The 16557-nt window shown below is 70.1% G+C and carries 16 protein-coding genes; 5 read left to right on the forward strand and 11 right to left on the reverse strand.

Annotated features, from left to right (window positions below; all coding sequences use genetic code 11):
• Nucleotides 1-9: 9 nt before the first annotated feature.
• The 8 genes from R4P08_RS14545 to R4P08_RS14580 form a co-directional block, all read right to left on the reverse strand.
• Nucleotides 10-858: a hypothetical protein gene (locus R4P08_RS14545; protein WP_317814610.1), complete on the reverse strand. Its 849-nt coding sequence runs from the start codon at nt 856-858 to the stop codon at nt 10-12.
• On the reverse strand, nt 855-1397 hold the full coding sequence (locus R4P08_RS14550; protein WP_317814611.1) for a hypothetical protein: 543 nt from the start codon (nt 1395-1397) through the stop codon (nt 855-857). The genes R4P08_RS14545 and R4P08_RS14550 overlap by 4 nt, the downstream gene beginning before the upstream one ends.
• Nucleotides 1398-2141: an MlaD family protein gene (locus R4P08_RS14555; protein WP_317814612.1), complete on the reverse strand. Its 744-nt coding sequence runs from the start codon at nt 2139-2141 to the stop codon at nt 1398-1400.
• 32 nt (nt 2142-2173) lie between these two features.
• Nucleotides 2174-3412, reverse strand: a complete 1239-nt coding sequence (locus tag R4P08_RS14560; protein WP_317814613.1) for an MCE family protein — start codon at nt 3410-3412, stop codon at nt 2174-2176.
• Between the two features lie 9 nt (nt 3413-3421).
• The gene (locus R4P08_RS14565) at nt 3422-4264 is read right to left on the reverse strand and encodes an MlaE family ABC transporter permease (RefSeq protein ID WP_411741215.1); all 843 of its coding nucleotides are present in this window, start codon (nt 4262-4264) and stop codon (nt 3422-3424) included.
• 10 nt (nt 4265-4274) lie between these two features.
• Nucleotides 4275-5039, reverse strand: a complete 765-nt coding sequence (locus tag R4P08_RS14570; RefSeq protein ID WP_317814614.1) for an ABC transporter permease — start codon at nt 5037-5039, stop codon at nt 4275-4277.
• A 231-nt stretch (nt 5040-5270) separates the two neighbouring features.
• Nucleotides 5271-6188: a 3-oxoacyl-ACP reductase gene (locus tag R4P08_RS14575; protein WP_317814688.1), complete on the reverse strand. Its 918-nt coding sequence runs from the start codon at nt 6186-6188 to the stop codon at nt 5271-5273.
• Between the two features lie 8 nt (nt 6189-6196).
• Nucleotides 6197-6391, reverse strand: a complete 195-nt coding sequence (locus R4P08_RS14580) for a ferredoxin (protein ID WP_317814615.1) — start codon at nt 6389-6391, stop codon at nt 6197-6199.
• A 111-nt stretch (nt 6392-6502) separates the two neighbouring features.
• On the opposite strand from R4P08_RS14580, the gene R4P08_RS14585 reads away from it, so the two are divergent.
• Genes R4P08_RS14585 through trhA form a run of 4 tightly spaced genes read left to right on the forward strand, consistent with a single transcriptional unit; the run spans nt 6503 to nt 11284 of the window.
• On the forward strand, nt 6503-7777 hold the full coding sequence (locus tag R4P08_RS14585) for an acyl-CoA dehydrogenase family protein (protein ID WP_317814616.1): 1275 nt from the start codon (nt 6503-6505) through the stop codon (nt 7775-7777).
• 1 nt (nt 7778) lies between these two features.
• Nucleotides 7779-8849, forward strand: a complete 1071-nt coding sequence (locus R4P08_RS14590; protein WP_317814617.1) for an acyl-CoA dehydrogenase family protein — start codon at nt 7779-7781, stop codon at nt 8847-8849.
• Entirely contained in the window at nt 8846-10528 is a 1683-nt protein-coding gene (locus tag R4P08_RS14595; RefSeq protein WP_317814618.1) for an AMP-binding protein, read from the forward strand. Before R4P08_RS14590 ends, R4P08_RS14595 begins: the two co-directional genes overlap by 4 nt.
• A 21-nt stretch (nt 10529-10549) precedes the next feature.
• The gene (gene trhA / locus R4P08_RS14600) at nt 10550-11284 is read left to right on the forward strand and encodes a PAQR family membrane homeostasis protein TrhA (protein ID WP_317814619.1); all 735 of its coding nucleotides are present in this window, start codon (nt 10550-10552) and stop codon (nt 11282-11284) included.
• A 64-nt stretch (nt 11285-11348) separates the two neighbouring features.
• On the opposite strand, the gene R4P08_RS14605 is transcribed toward trhA, so the two are convergent.
• Both R4P08_RS14605 and R4P08_RS14610 read right to left on the reverse strand, forming a co-directional pair.
• Nucleotides 11349-12455 carry a nitronate monooxygenase family protein gene (locus tag R4P08_RS14605; RefSeq protein ID WP_317814689.1) on the reverse strand — a complete coding sequence of 369 codons (1107 nt, stop codon included), beginning with the start codon at nt 12453-12455 and terminating at the stop codon, nt 11349-11351.
• 2 nt (nt 12456-12457) lie between these two features.
• Nucleotides 12458-14095: an acyl-CoA synthetase gene (locus tag R4P08_RS14610; RefSeq protein WP_317814620.1), complete on the reverse strand. Its 1638-nt coding sequence runs from the start codon at nt 14093-14095 to the stop codon at nt 12458-12460.
• Nucleotides 14096-14171: 76 nt separating this feature from the next.
• Between R4P08_RS14610 and R4P08_RS14615 the strand changes: the two genes are divergently transcribed.
• Entirely contained in the window at nt 14172-14978 is an 807-nt protein-coding gene (locus R4P08_RS14615; RefSeq protein WP_317814621.1) for a crotonase/enoyl-CoA hydratase family protein, read from the forward strand.
• 84 nt (nt 14979-15062) lie between these two features.
• Here R4P08_RS14615 and R4P08_RS14620 read toward each other — a convergent pair whose 3' ends face one another.
• Nucleotides 15063-16523 carry an aldehyde dehydrogenase family protein gene (locus R4P08_RS14620; protein ID WP_317814622.1) on the reverse strand — a complete coding sequence of 487 codons (1461 nt, stop codon included), beginning with the start codon at nt 16521-16523 and terminating at the stop codon, nt 15063-15065.
• Nucleotides 16524-16557 lie beyond the last annotated feature (34 nt).

Consider the following 16557-nt stretch of genomic DNA (forward strand, 5'->3'; position numbering starts at 1 on the left):
GCCCCCGACTCACAGCGCCGTGAGTTCCCCGAGCTTCCATGTTCCGTCGACCTGCACCATCGACAGGCTGAGCCGCGAGGCGGAGCTGGCCGCCTCGGGCGCCTCCTTGGTCGACACCATCCGGTTGAGCATGATCAGGACCGTGACGTGGTCGGAGTCCACGACCTCCTGCGGCGCCGCGGCGGCCACGGTGGCGTAGACGCTGGCCTCCTGCTGCTTGGCCGCAGACGCGACGGTCGGCATGGACTGCTCCACGAACTCGGTCAGCGCGGGGTCGGTGAGCCGCTCCCGGACCGCCGCCAGGTCCCCGTCGACCGTCCGGTGGTCGTAGGTGAACATCTGGGTCGCGATCTCGCGGGCCGCATCGGTGGCGGCGCGCGGTGCGTCCGCGACGAGCTGCTCGGCGGCGGTGGCGTCGCGGGCCTCGACGTACTGCCACGAGGCCAGACCGGCGACGACGACGAGGACCGCGGACGCTGCGGCCAGGGCCGCGGTGAGCTTCCGCCGACGCGCCGGATCGATCGGTTCGCGGGAGGGCTTCGCCTTCGCGAGGGAGATCCGCCCGGCGCCGCTCGGCTCCCCGGCCGCGGTCGGCGCTGCGGCGGTGTCGGCTCGCCCGTCGGCCGAGGCGGCTCGCGCGTCGGACGTGTCTTCTCCCGCATCCGCCGTGTCGGCTCGCGCGTCCGCTGTGGCTGTGCGGGGCATGGCCTCCATGCCCTCGAACAGTCCGCCGGCGCGGGCGGCCACGAGGGCGCGTTCACGGGCGGCGTCGGCCTTGCGTTGGGCGCGAGCAGCGCGCTCGGCCTCTCGCTGGGCGCGGCGGGCGGAGCGGATGTCGGGCTTGTCTGAATCGCTCATGGGATGAAGTTCACCCCCGAGACCTTCATCTGGCCGTCGTCGTGCCGGTTGACCGTCACCCGCACGCGGTACTGCCGGTCCTGGTCCTCCTTGGACTTGGGATTTCCGATGGTCTGGTCGATCGCCATGACTACCTCTGCTCGCTCGGGGCCGGAGGTCTCGACCGCGGCGGCGGACACCACGCCGTCGGCGACCACGGCAGTGGTCTTGACGACCTCCTCGTAGGAGTCGCGACGCGGGGTGAACTGCTCGGAGAAGTCGCCCTCGATCATGTCCACGATCTGGTCCACGTCCTGGGTCAGGGTCTCCTGGCGGATCGTCATCAGCCGGGTCATCACGTCGGTGGCGTAGTCCCGGTAGGACGTGTCCAGCTCGCTGGCCGACGCCCGGTCGGCGCGGATCGACGAGGCCTCGCCCCGTTCGCTGGCCCAGAGCCCGGTCGCGACGATCGCTGCGATCAGCGAGAGGGCCGCGGCCACGGACGCGACGATCAGCCAGGCCCGCCCGCTGCCGGCTGGGGTGTCGTCAGGCTGTGGCACTTAGGTCACTCCATTCGTCAGGATGTCGGCCAGGTCGGCGTCCGCGGACAACTTGCTCGCGGCCCCGAGGTTCAGCTGACGATACGTCTTGCCGTCGGCGCCGAGGTACTCGCCCGTCGCGGGTTGGTACATGGCGGCCGAGGTCCGGATCTCCGGCTCACCGTCAGTGGACGACGGGACCACGTTGTACGCGTTCGGGTTGTCCCCGGGAGGGCCGACCTCGCTCGTGTCGGGCGGGTTGGTCCCCTCCGGGACGTAGTTGTTCGCCGCACATTCGGCAGGTGAGGCCGCACGGCGGCCCGGGTACTCCATGCACGGGAGGTTGCGTGCCCCTCGGACCACGGTCTGAGAGTCCGCCGGCACCTTGCAGTAGATGCCGTTCATCAGGGGTGGGACCGACAGGTCCGCCGGAGAGCGGCGGTCCTCGGCGTTGAGGAACCCCGTCGTGCACGGCGGCGTCTCGTTGATCTGCAGGTTGAAGTCCACCTTGATCTCGCCGGTGTCCTTGGCCCCGTTGATGGCGGTGATCAGCGAGGACACCAACGCCGGGTAGATCTTGTCGACCCTGCCCACCTCGACGCCGGCGATGCGCACCTTGTCCCCGGACTCCAGGCCCGAGACGTCCGTGAACACCGCGTTGTACTTCTCGGTGTCACCCGAGCGGTACTCACTGAAGACCACGATCAGGCCGGTCAGGACCAACGCCATCACCGCGGTGAACACCGACAGCTTGAGCAGGGTCATGCGCGCGGTCCGCGCTCCCGAGCGCCCGGCGGTCACGGGGTCCCCCCGTCCATGCCGAGCATGACCTGCAGCAGGGTCGGAGGCGCGGGCTTACCGGGTTCGGTCGCCCGCAGCGGGCCGAACAGCGGGGCGGGGCGTGAGGTGAACACGTCGGGCATGCCCTCCACTGGGTTCGAACCGGTATCCGTGACGACGAACGGGGCGTGGACGGCCGGGTCTGGGAATGGGAGCCCGTAGCAGTTCGGGCCGGTACTGGCGTTGACCTTGGGCAGGTCCTTGGGGTACTCGTATGCACGGGCGCCCTGCTGGAAACCGGCCTTGAACACCAGTCCGGGCTGGTCCTTGCCGCCGAAGGCCGACGTGGCGCCCTCGGCGCCCTGGTTCAGGCCGACGATCAGGCAGGTGAGCATGGGCGAGTACTCCGCGAGGAGGCTGGTCGAGGCCCGCATGTCCGACAGGGACTTGACGAGCTCGTTGCCGTTCTCGGACAGGAGGCGCTTCCCGGTCTCCCCCGTGCCGATCGCCGAGGCGAGGAGTTGCTCGAACCGGGCCTGGTTGTTGACCACGTTGGCGCCGACGTCCGTGCCGGAGTCGAGCAGCCGCATGATGTCGGGTGTGGCGTCGGCGTAGAGGTTGGCCACCCGCGAGCCCTTAGCCAGGTCCCGCTGGAGCGTCTCGATCTGCGGGTTGATCTCCTGCAGGTACTCGTTGAGGTCGGTGATCGTGCGACCCACCTGTTCGCCGCGGCCGTCGACCGCCCCGGAGACCGCGCCGAGGGTGGCGTTGAGCTTCTCCGGCTCGATCGCGACCAGCAGGTCGTTGAGGTCCTGGAACAGCGTGTTGACCTCGGACGTGACGTTGGAGGTCGCGACCACCGCCCCCGCGGCGAGTGGAATCGGGTCCGGCCGGGCCGGCGACTCGAAGTCGACCGACTTGGCACCGAACACCGTATTGGATCCGATCGTCACCGGAGCGTTGGCCGGGATCGCCTCGAGCGCGGCCGGGTCGACCTCGATCTCGATGGTCGCCCCGTCGAACTCCTGGCGGATCTCGGTGACGTTGCCGATCTCGACGCCGCGCGAGCGCACCTTGGCGTCGGCCTCCATGACCAGTCCCGCGCGATCGCTGCGCACGGTGAGGGGCACCCGGCTGTCGAAGGCGCGTCCGAACATCAGGAGGGAGAGCGCGATCACCGCCACGATGAAGAGTGCCAGTACCGCGGCCGCGATGCGCCGGGGCCCCGTGTCACTCTGACTCACAGTTCTCGCCATGTCCGCCTCCTATCCCGACAGGTTGAAGTTGCCGTCTCCGCCGTAGATGGCGAGAGAGACGAGAAGGGTCACGGTCACCACGGCGATGAGCGAGGTACGGACGGCGTTGCCGACCGCCGCTCCGACGCCCGCGGGTCCGCCAGCAGCGTTGTAGCCGTAATAGGTGTGGATGAGCATGATCGTGATGGCCATGGCGATGGCCTGGACGAAGGACCACAGGATGTCCGTGGGCATGAGGAACGTCGAGAAGTAGTGGTCGTACACGCCGCCGGACTGTCCGTAGATCTCCACGGTCGCGAACCGGCTGGCCAGGAAGGAGGCGATGACGGCCAGGGAGTACAGCGGGACCACCGCGATCATCCCGGCGACGATGCGGGTCGAGACCAGGTAGGTGATCGAGTCGATCGCCATGACCTCGAGCGCATCGATCTCCTCGGAGACGCGCATCGCGCCCAGCTGCGCTGTGGCGCCGGCGCCGATGGTGGCCGCCAGGCCGATCCCGGCGATCACCGGGGCGGCGATGCGCACGTTGATGAACGCCGCGAAGAAGCCGGTCAGCGCCTCGACGCCCACGTCGGTCAGCGAGGAGAAGCCCTGGACGGCGATCACGCCGCCGGTGGCCAGGGTGAGGAACCCGACGATCACGACGGTCCCGCCGATCATCGCCAGCGCACCGGTGCCCATGGCGATCTCGGCGATGAGCCGGAGCGTCTCCTTGCGGTACTGGGTCAGCGCGCGGGGCGTTGCCATGATGGCGCGCCAGAAGAACAGCGCGATGGCGCCGAAGTCGTCGACACGACCGACGGTGTTGTGCCGGGCCCGGGACAGTCGCGGGAACCGGGTGGTCTCGATGACGGTCACCTCACGCCCCCAGGACCTTGACGCCGACCGCGGTCAGAACGGTGTTGACCACGAACAGGGCCATGAACGCGAAGACGACCGTCTCGTTGACCGCGCTGCCGACCTCTTTCGGCCCGCCCCGGACGTAGAGGCCCTTGTAGCAGGCCACCAGTCCGGCGAGCATGCCGAACATCCCGGCCTTGATCTGCGCCAGGACGAGCTCGCCCAGACCGGTGAGCAGCGTGATGCCGTCCACGAACGCGCCGGGGTTGACGCCCTGCAGGAGGACGGAGAACAGGAAGCCACCGAGGATGCCGATGGTGCACACGAGGCCGTTGAGCAGCAGCGCCACGAAGGTGGACGCGGCGACCCGGGGGACGACCAGTCGCTTGACCGGATCGATGCCCAGGACCTCCATCGCGTCGATCTCCTCGCGGATGGTCCGCGCCCCGAGATCTGCGCAGATGGCGGTGGCGCCCGCCCCGGCGACGATGAGGACCGTCACCATCGGGCCGACCTGGGTGACCGCGCCGAGCGCCGCACCCGCGCCGGAGAGGTCGGCCGCGCCGATCTCCCTCAGCAGGATGTTGAGCGTGAAACTCACCAGGACGGTGAACGGGATCGCCACCAGGATGGTGGCCATCATGGAGACGCGGGCGATGAACCAGGACTGTTCGACGAACTCGCGGCCCTGCCGCACGATGGATGGGAACGAGACGAAGGTGTCGAGACTCATCGCGACAAAATCGCCGACACCCCTGAGTGGCGCGTCGAGAACCTTCGCCATGGTGTCCCCCTCTGCTGTATCCAGCCCCTGCTAGCACGTGCCTTGAACAAGTGACCATTTTGGTGTGATCCCGCTTACACCCTAGCTAGAACACGTTCTTATTAGCAAGCGCAACCGGATACCCCCGAGCGGTGCCCCTGGGCGGGTGTCGGGAATGTAACACTGATGGGGCATCGATACGTGGACACCGGTTTGTTACACATCAGAACCCGCCGGATCCGCGCCCGGCCGTCAGAGCTTCATGATCTCCGTGGCCGAGAAGGACTTGTCCCCGGGCCGATCTGACCAGTGCTCGGACACCACATCGGCGAATGCCCGGCGGTCCCAGACGCCTCCCTCGGCGTCGAACCGCTTCTCGACCACGGGCGCCTCGACCAGCGCCACCATTCCGCCGTATACCACGAACAACTGCCCGGTGACGCCGGCAGCGGCGGGCGAACCCAGGTAGGACACGAGGTCGGCGACCCGGTCCGGGGACAGCGGGTCCGGCCCCTGCGAGGCGTCCCAGTTCTCGAACACCGCCTCCGTCATCCCCGTGCGCCCGCGCGGGGCGATCGCGTTGGCGGTGCACCCGATCCGCGACAGGACCCGGGACGCCGAGAGCGTGAGGGCGGTGATCGCGGCCTTGGCCGCGCCGTAGTTCGCCTGCCCGGGAGGGCCGAAGAGCCCGGCCTCGGACGAGGTGTTGATCAGCCGGCCGTAGACCGGGGAGTCGGACGTCTTGCTCTCGCCGCGCCAGTGGGCGGCCGCGTTGCGCGTGAGCAGGAAGTGCCCGCGCAGGTGCACCTTCACCACCGCGTCGAAGTCCTCGTCGGAGAGGTTGAACAGCATCTTGTCGCGCGTGATGCCGGCGTTGTTCACCACCACGTGGAGTCCGCCGAGCCTGATCGCCTCGGCCACCATCGCGTCCGCGGTCTCGCGCTCGGAGACGTCGCCCACCACGAGGGACGCCTTGGCACCGGCCGCCTCGATATCCGCAATCACCGCATCCGTGGCCTCGCCGGCCCGGATGTCGTTGATGACCACGGCGGCGGCGCCGGAGCGGGCCAGGTCGACGGCCTCCGCCGCACCGAGACCGGAGCCGGAGCCGGTGACCACGGCCACCCGGCCGTCGAGCGAGAGGTCGGCGTCGAGATCCTTGCGCACCATCCCCGCGCTCACTCCGCGACCTTGAGGGCGGCCATCGGGCACTTCTCGACAGCCTTGAGGGCGCGTTTCTGCAGCTCCTCGGGGATGTCGTCGACGATCACCCGCACGTACTCGTCGTCGTCGTTCAGTTCAAACACCTTGGGGGCGAGTCCAACACACACGGCCTGTCCCTCGCAGCGGTCGGGATCCACTTCAATCCTCATAGCCGTCCTCACTTGGCCGGGCCCGCGACCTCCAGTGACCGCGAGCGTGGTTCGATACTATGTGAGACACGACACTAGAACGTGTTCCACTAGACGATGAGCTTAGGGCATATGGACATCACCTACACCACCGACCAGCACCGGCTGCGCGGGGAGCTGCGCGAGTACTTCTCGGCGCTGATGACCCCCGAGCGGCGCGAGGCCTTCACCTCCACCACCGGGGAATACGGCCACGGCAACGCGTATCGCGAGATCGTCGCCGAGATGGGCCGCGACGGCTGGCTGACGCTGGGCTGGCCGGAGGAGTTCGGCGGGAAGAACCGCCCGATGGTGGAGCAGTTGATCTTCACCGACGAGGCCGCGATCGCCGGGGTCCCCGTGCCCTTCCTCACCATCAACTCGGTGGCGCCCACGATCATGGCCTTCGGCTCCGAGGAACAGAAGAGCTACTTCCTGCCCCGGATCAGCCGTGGCGAACTGCACTTCGGCATCGGGTACTCCGAGCCGGAATCGGGTACCGATCTGGCCTCGCTCAAGACCCGGGCCGTCCGGGAGGCCGGGACCGGGGAGCACGCGGGGCAGGAGGTCTACCGCATCAACGGCCAGAAGATGTGGACCTCCCTGGTGGCGTACGCGGACTGGATCTGGCTGGCCGCCCGCACCGACCCGGACGCCAAGCGCCACAAGGGCATCTCCATGATCATGGTCCCCACCGAAGCCGAGGGGTTCTCGTGGACCCCGGTCCACACGATGGCCGGCCCGGACACCAGCGCCACCTACTACCAGGACGTGGTGGTGCCCGCGAGCAACCTGGTCGGGCCCGAGCACGGCGGCTGGCCGCTGATGACCAACCAGCTCAACCACGAGCGGGTGGCCCTCACCGCGGCCGGACCGCTGCAGGCCTCACTGCGGCTGGTCCTGGAGTGGGCGCGCTCGACCAATGCCTCCGACGTCGGTCTGCCCGGCGACGGCAACGTGATCGCATGCGAGTGGGTGCGCACACACCTGGCCCGCGTGCACGCCATGGCCGAATACCTGGCGCTGCGCAACTGGGAGATCGTCTCCGCCGACACCGCCGCGCCGACCCGCATCGCGGCGTCGGCGACAAAGGTGTACGGCACCGAGACCGCGACCGAGGCGTACCGGCTGCTCATGGAGGTCCTGGGCTCGAGCGGATACCAGCGCTCCCACTCCCCCACCGCCGCCCTGCACGGGCGCATCGAGCGGCTGCACCGCTCGGCGCTCATCCTCACCTTCGGCGGCGGCACCAACGAGGTCCAGCGCGACATCATCGCCGCCGCCGGACTCGGACTGCCGCCGGCGCCCAGGACCGCACCCGCCGCCCCCGCCACCCCGGCGAGCGCACAGCCCCGGAAGGAGCGCTGACATGGACTTCCACATAGACGACAGCACCCGTGAGCTCGCCGCCCTCGTGAAGGACATGGGCCAGCAGCTGGTCACCGACGACTCCCTGCGGGAGCTCGACGCCCGCTTCGGTCCAGGCAACGAAACCGGCGGCACCGACCGCTCCACGGCCCGCTTCCACGCCCGCTACTGGGACGAACTGGTCCGCGCCGGAGTGCCCGCCGCCCTCGCCCCCGAGTCGCTCGGCGGCGCCGGCCTGGGCGTGGTCGGCGAGGCCCTGGTCCTGCGCGAGCTGGGCCGGGTGCTCGCGCCCGTCCCGCTCTCCCCCGCGATCCGCTCCGCCTCCCTGCTCGAGGCCGCAGGGCTGACCGAGCGCGCGACCGCCGTGGCGGAGGGCCGCGAGATCGCGGCCGTGGCGGACGGGAACCTCCGCCCCGCGGCAGAGGTGGACTGGGCGCCCATCGCCGACGTCGTAGTCGTACCCACGGAGAACGGGCTGCAGGTGGCCGAACGCGCCTCGATGACGGTCGAGCGCACCGTTCCCGTGGACTTCTCGTGCGCTGGTCTGGTCTCGGGCGAACTCGGGGACGCCCGCCCGGTCCCCGCCCAGACGCTGGAACTGGACGCCCTGCGCCGCCGCGTCCACCTGTCCGCGTACCAGTGGGGCGTGATCGAGGCCGCGCTCGAACGCACCGCCGCGTACGCGAGCACCCGCCACCAGTTCGGCCGACCGATCGGCTCCTTCCAGGCCGTCGCCGCGCGCCTGGCCGACGCCTCCATCGACGTTGACGCCGTCCGGCTCAGCACGCTGCGGGCGGCCTACGAGCTCGACGCGTGTAGCGGCGAGCCCGGCCCCACCGCGCACGCGGCCGTGGCCTCGGCCCACTTCTGGGCCTGCGATGCCGGCCACCGGCTCGCGCACACCGCCGTGCACGTCCACGGCGGGGTCGGCCTGGACCGCTCGGAGCCCGCCCACCGCTACTTCCTGGCCGCCAAGGCCGGGGAGTTCCGCCTGGGCGGGGCCACGCGCCAGCTGCTCGACCTGGGCGAGGTGCTGGCCGAGCACGGCGATCCCTGGGAGTACTCGGCGTGAGCGGGGCCGTCCGGACCATCGCGGACGTCGCCGCCGAACCGTCGACCTCCGTCGCCGCGGCGATCCACGCCCTGGGCGCCCTTGATGACAGCGCGGTCCGCGACCGCGGCATCTGGTCAGGCGGCGAGCTCACGCCCTGGTCGGAGGCGGTTCAGGCGGCGGCCGTGCGGATCGCGGCGCTGCGGGAGCTGCTGCCCTCGTCGTCGTCATCGTCTTCAACGTCGACGCCCCATGTCGGCCTGCTCCTGGCCGGGACTCCCGAGTACCTCCACCTGCTCGCGGCGGCGGCCTGCTCGGAACTGGTCGTGGCGGGGCTCAACCCCACCCGGCGCGGCGAGGCGCTGGGCCGCGACGTCGCGCTGGCCGACTGCGCGCTCGTCCTCACCGATACCGCCAACGCTCCGCTGCTCGACGGCCTCGAGCTCGATATCCCCGTGGTGGACGTGGACTCCCCGGAGTGGTCGCAGCTGCTGGCGCGGCACGCCGGCGCCGCGCTGCCGGACGTCGACGAGGTCCCGGTGGGCCCGGACGACCTGGTCGCGCTGGTGTTCACCTCCGGCACCAGCGGCGACCCCAAGGCCGTGCGGATCACGCAGTCCAAGATCTCGGTGCCCGGTCGGATGCTCGCCGAGCGGTTCGGGATCGGCCCGGACGACTGCGTCTACAGCGCCATGCCGCTCTTCCACTCCAACGCCGTCATGGTGGCCTGGCCCATCGCCCTGTTCTCCGGCTGCTCCATCGCCCTGCGTCAGCGCTTCTCCGCCTCCAACTGGCTCGGCGACGTGCGGCGCCACGGTTGCACGTTCGCCAACTACGTGGGCGCGCCGCTGTCCTACATCCTCGCCACGCCCGAGCGGCCCGACGACGCCGACAACCCGATGCGCGTGGTCTACGGCAACGAGGCGCCAGCAGACGTGCGGCGGGAGTTCGCCCGCCGGTTCGGCGTCACGGTGGTGGACGGGTTCGGCTCGAGCGAGGGCGGGGTCTCGGTCACGCGCACGCCGGACACCCCGGACTCCGCGCTCGGCCCGCTGCCCCCGGGCGTGCGGATCGTCGACCCGGAGACCGGCGCGCAGTGCCCGCGCGCGCGGTTGGACCCCTCGGGAGTGCTGCTCAACGCGCACGAGGCGATCGGCGAGATGGTCGCCGACGGGCCGGGCTTGTTCGCCGGTTACTACAACAACCCGGAGGCCGACGCGCAGCGTATGCGCGGTGGCCGGTTCCACTCCGGTGACCTGGCCTATGTCGACGACGAGGGGTGGGTCTACTTCGCCGGCCGCTCCGGCGGATGGATGCGCGTGGACGGGGAGAACCTGGCCGCCGCCCCGATCGAGCGCGTGCTGCGCCGGCATCCCGATCTGGCCGAGGTGGGCGTGTACGCCGTGCCGGCGGACGAGGTGCGGGGCCCGGGCACGATCGGCGATGCCGTGGCCGCGGCGGTGGTCCTGCGCGACGGCGCCGAGCCGGAGGCGGTAGCCGGCGGCCTGGTGGACTTCCTGCGGGACCAGCCCGACCTCGGCCCCAAGCAGTGGCCCTCGCTGCTGCGCGTGACCGCCGAACTGCCCCGCACGGCGAGCTTCAAGTTCCGGGCCCGCGACCTCACCAGCCTGGGCACCGAGTCCGCCGGGATGAGGGTGTGGACACGGGCCGACCGTGACGGGGCGTTCACCCCCGCCTGACGCCTCGGTAGATTCGGGTGCGTGACCTCCGCACCGTTCGACCCCGCGCCGTTGAACCCCACACCGCTTGACGCCGACACCGGTGACGGCACCCCCATCGACGACGACTTCGGGATCCCCGCCGCCGCGCCCAAGCCGATGCTCCGGGGCTGGATCCACGCCGGCACCCTGCCGGTGGCCATCGCGCTGGGCGTGGTGCTGACGGTGCTGGCGGAGGGCACCGCGCTGACCTGGGCGTGCGCGGTGTTCCTGGCCACCTCGTCGCTGTTGTTCGGCATCTCGGCGCTGTACCACCGGCTGAACTGGGGCACCAAGGCCACGGCGCTGATGCGCCGACTGGACCACTCCAACATCTTCCTGCTCATCGCCGGCACCTACACGCCGATGACCGTGGCCGCCCTCGAGGCCCCGACAGCCAAGATCCTGCTGGTGCTCGTGTGGTCGGGGGCGCTGCTGGGGATCGCGTTCCGCCTGTTCTGGCTGTCCGCGCCGCGGTGGTTGTACGTCCTGCTGTACATCGGCCTGGGCTGGACCGCGGTGTGGTTTGCCGGCGACCTCATCCAGGTGAACCTCGCCGCCGTCATCCTGGTGCTGATCGGCGGCCTGGCCTACACCGGCGGCGCGGTGGTCTACGGCCTCAAGCGGCCCGACCCGTCCCCGGGGGTCTTCGGCTTCCACGAGGTGTTCCACACCTGCACCGTGGTCGCGTTCGCCTGCCACTGGGCGGCCATGCTGCTGTTCGTCCTGGGGGCCTGATACGAGGAGGCCCTCCCCGGCTGCGTCGCCGGGGAGGGCCTCGTGCGTTGGAACCGGGCGGTACTCAGCCCAGCGTGCCGCTCAGCCGCTTGACCGCGGCCTCGTACTCGGTGACGATCTGCGCCATGGTCTCGGCCACCGGGACGACCCCGTGCAGCGAGCCGATGATCTGTCCCGCGGGCATGGCCACGACCTCCGGGTCCTGCGACTCGTTGATCCGCTGGTGCGCCTCGGCGACGAGGATGTTCTGCAGCGGCATCGGGAGCGGGCTCGGGGCGCCCTCGGCGTTCCAGGCCTCGGTCCACTTGCTCTTGAGCAGGCGGGCGGGCTTGCCGGAGTAGATCCGGGTGCGGACGGTGTCGGCGCTGGTGGCCGCGACCAGGGCCTGCTGCATGGCCTTGGAACCACCGTCGTCGCCGTACTCGGCGGCGGTGAGCCACCGCGAACCCATCCACGCCCCCTCGGCACCCATGCCGATCACGGCGGCGACCTGCGAGCCGTCGCCGATCCCGCCGGCGGCCAGGACGGGAGCGCGGCCATCCAGCGCGGCGACGATCTCCGGCACCAGCACGAGCGTGGCCACCTCACCGGTGTGGCCGCCCGCCTCGCCACCCTGGGCGATCACGATGTCGACGCCGTTCTCCACGTGGGCCAGCGCGTGCTTGGTGGCGCCGGCGAGCGCGGCCACCTTCATCCCGTTGTCGTGGGCGAGATCGATGATGTGCTTGGGCGGCGAGCCCAGCGCGTTGGCGATCAGCACCGGCCGGTGCTTGAGCGACATCTCCACGTGCGCCTCGGCCACGGAGTGCAGCCAGCCCAGCACGCCGGCGTTGTGCTCGGCGTCGTCACCGAGCGGCGGGACGCCGAGGTCGTCGAGGACCCGGGAGACGAAGGCCTTGTGCTCCTCGGGGATCATCGCGGCGATGTCGGTGGTGCTGCCCTCGGTGGGCACCTTGTTGGGCATGACGATGTCGACGCCGTACGGCTTACCGTCGGTGTTCTCGTCCATCCAGGTCAGGACCTCGTCGAGCTCCGCGGCGTCGTTGTACCGGACGCAACCCAGGACGCCCATGCCGCCGGCACGGGTGACCGCTGCGGCGACTGCTTTGGACGGGGTGAACGCGAAGACCGGGTACTCGATCCCGAACTGCTCGGCTAGGGGGGTGTGGATGCTCACTTGCTGATCTCCTGGCTGTCGTCTGCGGGGCGGGAAGCGGCGATCTCCGCGGCCCACCGGTAGTCGGGCTTGCCCGCGGGATTGCGCTTGACCGACGGCTCGACCCACAGCGCGCGCGGGCACTTGTAGCGGGCGATCTCGTTGCGGGCGTGGGAGTTGAGCTCCTCGATGGGCGGGCACGTGCCGTCCCGGGTCTGCAGCACGGCGGCGACCTTGTGGCCCATCCGCTCGTCGGGGATGCCGATCACCAGCGCGTCGTAGACGTCGGGGTGCGTCTTGAGCGCGGCCTCGACCTCCTCCGGGTGCACCTTCTCGCCGCCGGTGTTGATGGACACCGATCCGCGGCCGAGCATGGTGACGGTGCCGTCGGACTCGACCCGGGCGTCGTCACCGGGGATGGAGTACCGCTTGCCGTTGAACGTCTTGAACGTGGCCGCGGTCTTGACCTCGTCCTTGTAGTAACCCACCGGGATGTGGCCGGTGCGCGCGACCTTGCCGATCACCTCGGACCCGGGCTCGATCTCGTTGCCGTCGGCGTCCAGCACGGTGGTCTCGCCGTCGATCTTCACGCGCGGACCGCCGGTGTGGGTCTTGCCCTTCTCCGCCAGCGCGATGCCCGAGAAGCCGGTCTCGGAGGACCCGATGGAGTCGGAGATCATGGCGTTCGGGAACGCGTCGATGAACTGGTCCTTGACCGAGGGCGAGAACAGGGCCGCGCTGGAACCGAGATAGAACAACGACGACGAGTCGTACTTCTCCGGGTCCCAGGCCTCGATCATCGGGCGCGCCATGGCGTCCCCCGTGATGAACATGAGGTTGATCTTGTGGTCGGTCACGGCCTGCCAGACGGCCTCGGCGTCGAACTCCGGGATGAGCACGCTGGTGTGCCCGGCGAACAGCGCCATGAGGATCGCCCACTGCGCGCCGCCGTGGATGAGTGGGGGCAGCGCGGTCCGGACCAGGACGCCGCCGTCGACGGCCTTGTTCGCCAGCTCCCACTCGTCGGCCACCTGCTCGCCGGTGAGGAAGTCGATGCCGCCGCCGAGGACCATGAACACGTCCTCCTGACGCCACATCACGCCCTTCGGTGCGCCCGTGGTGCCGCCGGTGTAGAGCATGTAGATGTCGTCGTTCGAGCGCTCGCCGAAGTTGCGCTCGGGCGACTGCGCGGCCAACGCGTCGTCGTAGTGGCCGACGGAGACACCGTCCGGCGCGGACGGGTCGGGGCCGTCGGTGCCGTCCTCGACCACCAGGCAGTGCCGCACGCCCGGGGTCTTGGGCAGGGCCTGGGAGAGCACGTCCGAGTAGCGGCGCTCGTGGATGACCACGACGGAGTCGGAGTTGTCGAGCAGGTACTCGAGCTCGGAGGAGACGTAGCGGTAGTTGACGTTGACCATGACGGCGCGGATCTTGAAGATCGCGACCATCGCCTCCACGGCCTCGATGGTGTTGCGGCTGTAGACCGCCACCTTGTCGTCGGGGCCCACGCCGACCGACCGCAGGTGATGGGCGAGCCGGTTGGCCCTCTCCTCCAGCTCCCGGAAAGTGAACGACCGGTCCCCCTGGACCAGGACGACCCGGTCCGGTACGCGGTCCACACTGTGCTCGACAAGGTCTCCGATGGTGTACGCCATACAGACAAACTAGAACGTGTTACCGTCGCCCGTGGGCGAAAGCCGTGAACCCGTGTAACTAATTTATGGAGGCCCGATGACCAGCGTCGCGACGCCCGAAGACCAGCACCTGCTCACCGAGCGGCGGGGGCACGTCCTGATCGTCACCATGAACCGTCCCGAGGCGCGCAACGCGCTCTCGGGTCCGATGATGCGCGGCATGGAGGCCGCCTGGGACCTCGTGGACTCCGACCCGGACATCCGGGCGTGCATCCTCACCGGGGCCGGTGGGTACTTCTGCGCGGGCGCCGACCTCAAGGCCATGAACAAGGACGCCCCTGGCGACAAGTTCGCCGGCGGCGGCTGGGACCTGACCCGCCTGCCCGCGCTGCTCAAGGGGCGCCGGCTGAGCAAGCCGCTCATCGCCGCGGTCGAGGGCCCGGCCATCGCCGGCGGCACCGAGATCCTGCAGGGCACCGACATCCGGGTGGCCGGCCGCTCGGCGAAGTTCGGCGTCTCCGAGGCCCGCTGGGGGCTGTACCCCCTGGGTGGGTCCGCGGTCCGGCTCGTGCGCCAGATCCCGTACACCGTCGCGATGGAGGTCCTCATGACGGGGCGCCACCTCACCGCCGAGGAGGCCGAGCGCTTTGGGCTCATCGGTCACGTGGTCGAGGACGGCTCCGCACTGGACAAAGCCCTCGAGATCGCCGAGCTCATCGCGGCGAACGGGCCCATGGCGGTGCAGGGGATGATCGAGACCATCCGTCGCACCGAGGGCCTGCACGAGGAGGAGGCCTTCAAGATCGACGCCGAGGTGGGCGGCCGCGTCTTCGCCTCCGCCGACGCCAAGGAGGGCCCGCGCGCCTTCGCCGAGAAGCGCAAGCCCGCGTTCCGGGGAGAGTGACCACGCGCCTGCCGCGCGTGGCCTGATCGCCGAACGCCGCTGCCCATCCTCGACGTCGAGGGTGGGCAGCGGCGTTGACGGGGACTACAGACCCAGACGGGTCCGCAGCTTCATCGCGTTGAAGTACATGGACGCCTGCTTCTTCCCCTCCGGGCCGAACGGCGGGACCATCATCTCCGCAGCGGAGAACGAGTGGGTGTGGATGGCCACCGCCCGCTCGTGCGTGAACGTCCGGAAGCCGTAGTGCCCGTGGTAGCCGCCCATTCCCGAGTTGCCCACGCCGCCGAACGGCACGGCCGAGGAGACCATGCCAATGCCGAAGTCGTTGCCGTAGATGTTGCCCGAGCGCGTGCGGTCGGCCACCACCTCGAAGCGGTCGTTCTTCTCCCCGTACCAGTACAGCACCAGCGGGCTGGGGCGGTCGCTGACGTAGCGGATCGCCTCGTCGAGCCCCGAGTAGCCGTAGACGGTCAGGACGGGGCCGAAGACCTCGTCGGAATCGATCTCCATCTCGGGCGTGACGCCGGTGAGGAGGGTGGGTGCGATCTTGCGGGTGACCGCGTCGGGGAGCCGCTCCCCCGCCGGCGCGGCCTCACGCTTGACCGCGCCCTTGGCCACCGCGTCGTCGACCAGACCCACGATCCGCTCGTAGTTGGAGGTGTTGACCGTGGCCGTGTACTCGGGGTTGCCGACGATGGCCGGCATGGCGGTGCGCCACTGATCCAGGACCGCGTCGCAGAACGTGTCGAGCTGGGCCTCGGGGACAAAGACGTAGTCCGGGCACATGCAGACCTGGCCGCCGTTGACCATGCGGGCGGAGGCGACGTTGCGGGCCGCCCGGTCGATGTCCGCGCTCACGTCCACGATCACGGGGTTCTTGCCGCCGAGCTCCAGCGTCACCGGGGTGAGGTTCTCCGCGGCGTCCCTGGCCACGGACTTGCCCACGCCCGGCGAGCCGGTGAAGAACAGGTGGTCAAAGGCGAGCTTGGAGAAGTCGGCGCCCCGGCCGTGCTCGGGGCCGGCGACGGCCAGCTCGTCCACGGCGAAGTACTGCGGCGCCAGGCGGGCCAGGACCTCGGTGGTCCTGGCGGTGGTCGACGACGGGCGGATCATCACCCGGTTGCCCGCGGCGAGAGCCGACCCGGCCGGCACGATGGTCAGGTACAGCGGGAAGTTCCACGGACCCATGATCCCCACGACGCCCTTGGGATCGTGGCGGACCTGCTGGATGAACCCGGCCTTGTCCAGGATGCGGGAGATGCGCGTCGGCTTCATCCACTTCTTGAGGTGGCCGCGCTGGTGGTCCAGGTCCGGGATGGACGACGCGATGTCCGTGAGCATCGAGAGGGTCTCGGGGCGCGAGCCGTAGTCCTCCCGGATCGCCTCGGCTAGCTCGGCGGCGTTGTCCAGGACGAGGCGCTTGAGGCGTTGGATCCGGTCGCGGCGGACCTTGGCGCTGGGCTGCGGGTCGGCGAGGAACGCCTGCTGCTGGCGCTCGAGGATCTGGGCGAGGGTGAGGTCGCGGGCGGTGGGGGTGGTGGCCATACGACCAGGATAGAACGTGTTCTTACTTTTCGCG

The sequence above is a fragment of the Rhodococcus sp. IEGM 1408 genome (genome assembly GCF_033142235.1).
In the GTDB taxonomy this organism is placed as follows: Bacteria; Actinomycetota; Actinomycetes; order Mycobacteriales; family Mycobacteriaceae; genus Dietzia.

Coding starts and splice junctions, on each gene's coding strand:
- R4P08_RS14545 (WP_317814610.1), bottom strand. CDS start 858: ATGAGCGATTCAGACAAGCCCGACATCCGCTCCGCCCGCCGCGCCCAG.
- R4P08_RS14555 (WP_317814612.1), bottom strand. CDS start 2,141: ATGACCCTGCTCAAGCTGTCGGTGTTCACCGCGGTGATGGCGTTGGTC.
- R4P08_RS14560 (WP_317814613.1), bottom strand. CDS start 3,412: ATGGCGAGAACTGTGAGTCAGAGTGACACGGGGCCCCGGCGCATCGCG.
- R4P08_RS14570 (WP_317814614.1), bottom strand. CDS start 5,039: ATGGCGAAGGTTCTCGACGCGCCACTCAGGGGTGTCGGCGATTTTGTC.
- R4P08_RS14575 (WP_317814688.1), bottom strand. CDS start 6,188: ATGGTGCGCAAGGATCTCGACGCCGACCTCTCGCTCGACGGCCGGGTG.
- R4P08_RS14580 (WP_317814615.1), bottom strand. CDS start 6,391: ATGAGGATTGAAGTGGATCCCGACCGCTGCGAGGGACAGGCCGTGTGT.
- R4P08_RS14585 (WP_317814616.1), top strand. CDS start 6,503: ATGGACATCACCTACACCACCGACCAGCACCGGCTGCGCGGGGAGCTG.
- R4P08_RS14590 (WP_317814617.1), top strand. CDS start 7,779: ATGGACTTCCACATAGACGACAGCACCCGTGAGCTCGCCGCCCTCGTG.
- R4P08_RS14610 (WP_317814620.1), bottom strand. CDS start 14,095: ATGGCGTACACCATCGGAGACCTTGTCGAGCACAGTGTGGACCGCGTA.
- R4P08_RS14615 (WP_317814621.1), top strand. CDS start 14,172: ATGACCAGCGTCGCGACGCCCGAAGACCAGCACCTGCTCACCGAGCGG.
- R4P08_RS14620 (WP_317814622.1), bottom strand. CDS start 16,523: ATGGCCACCACCCCCACCGCCCGCGACCTCACCCTCGCCCAGATCCTC.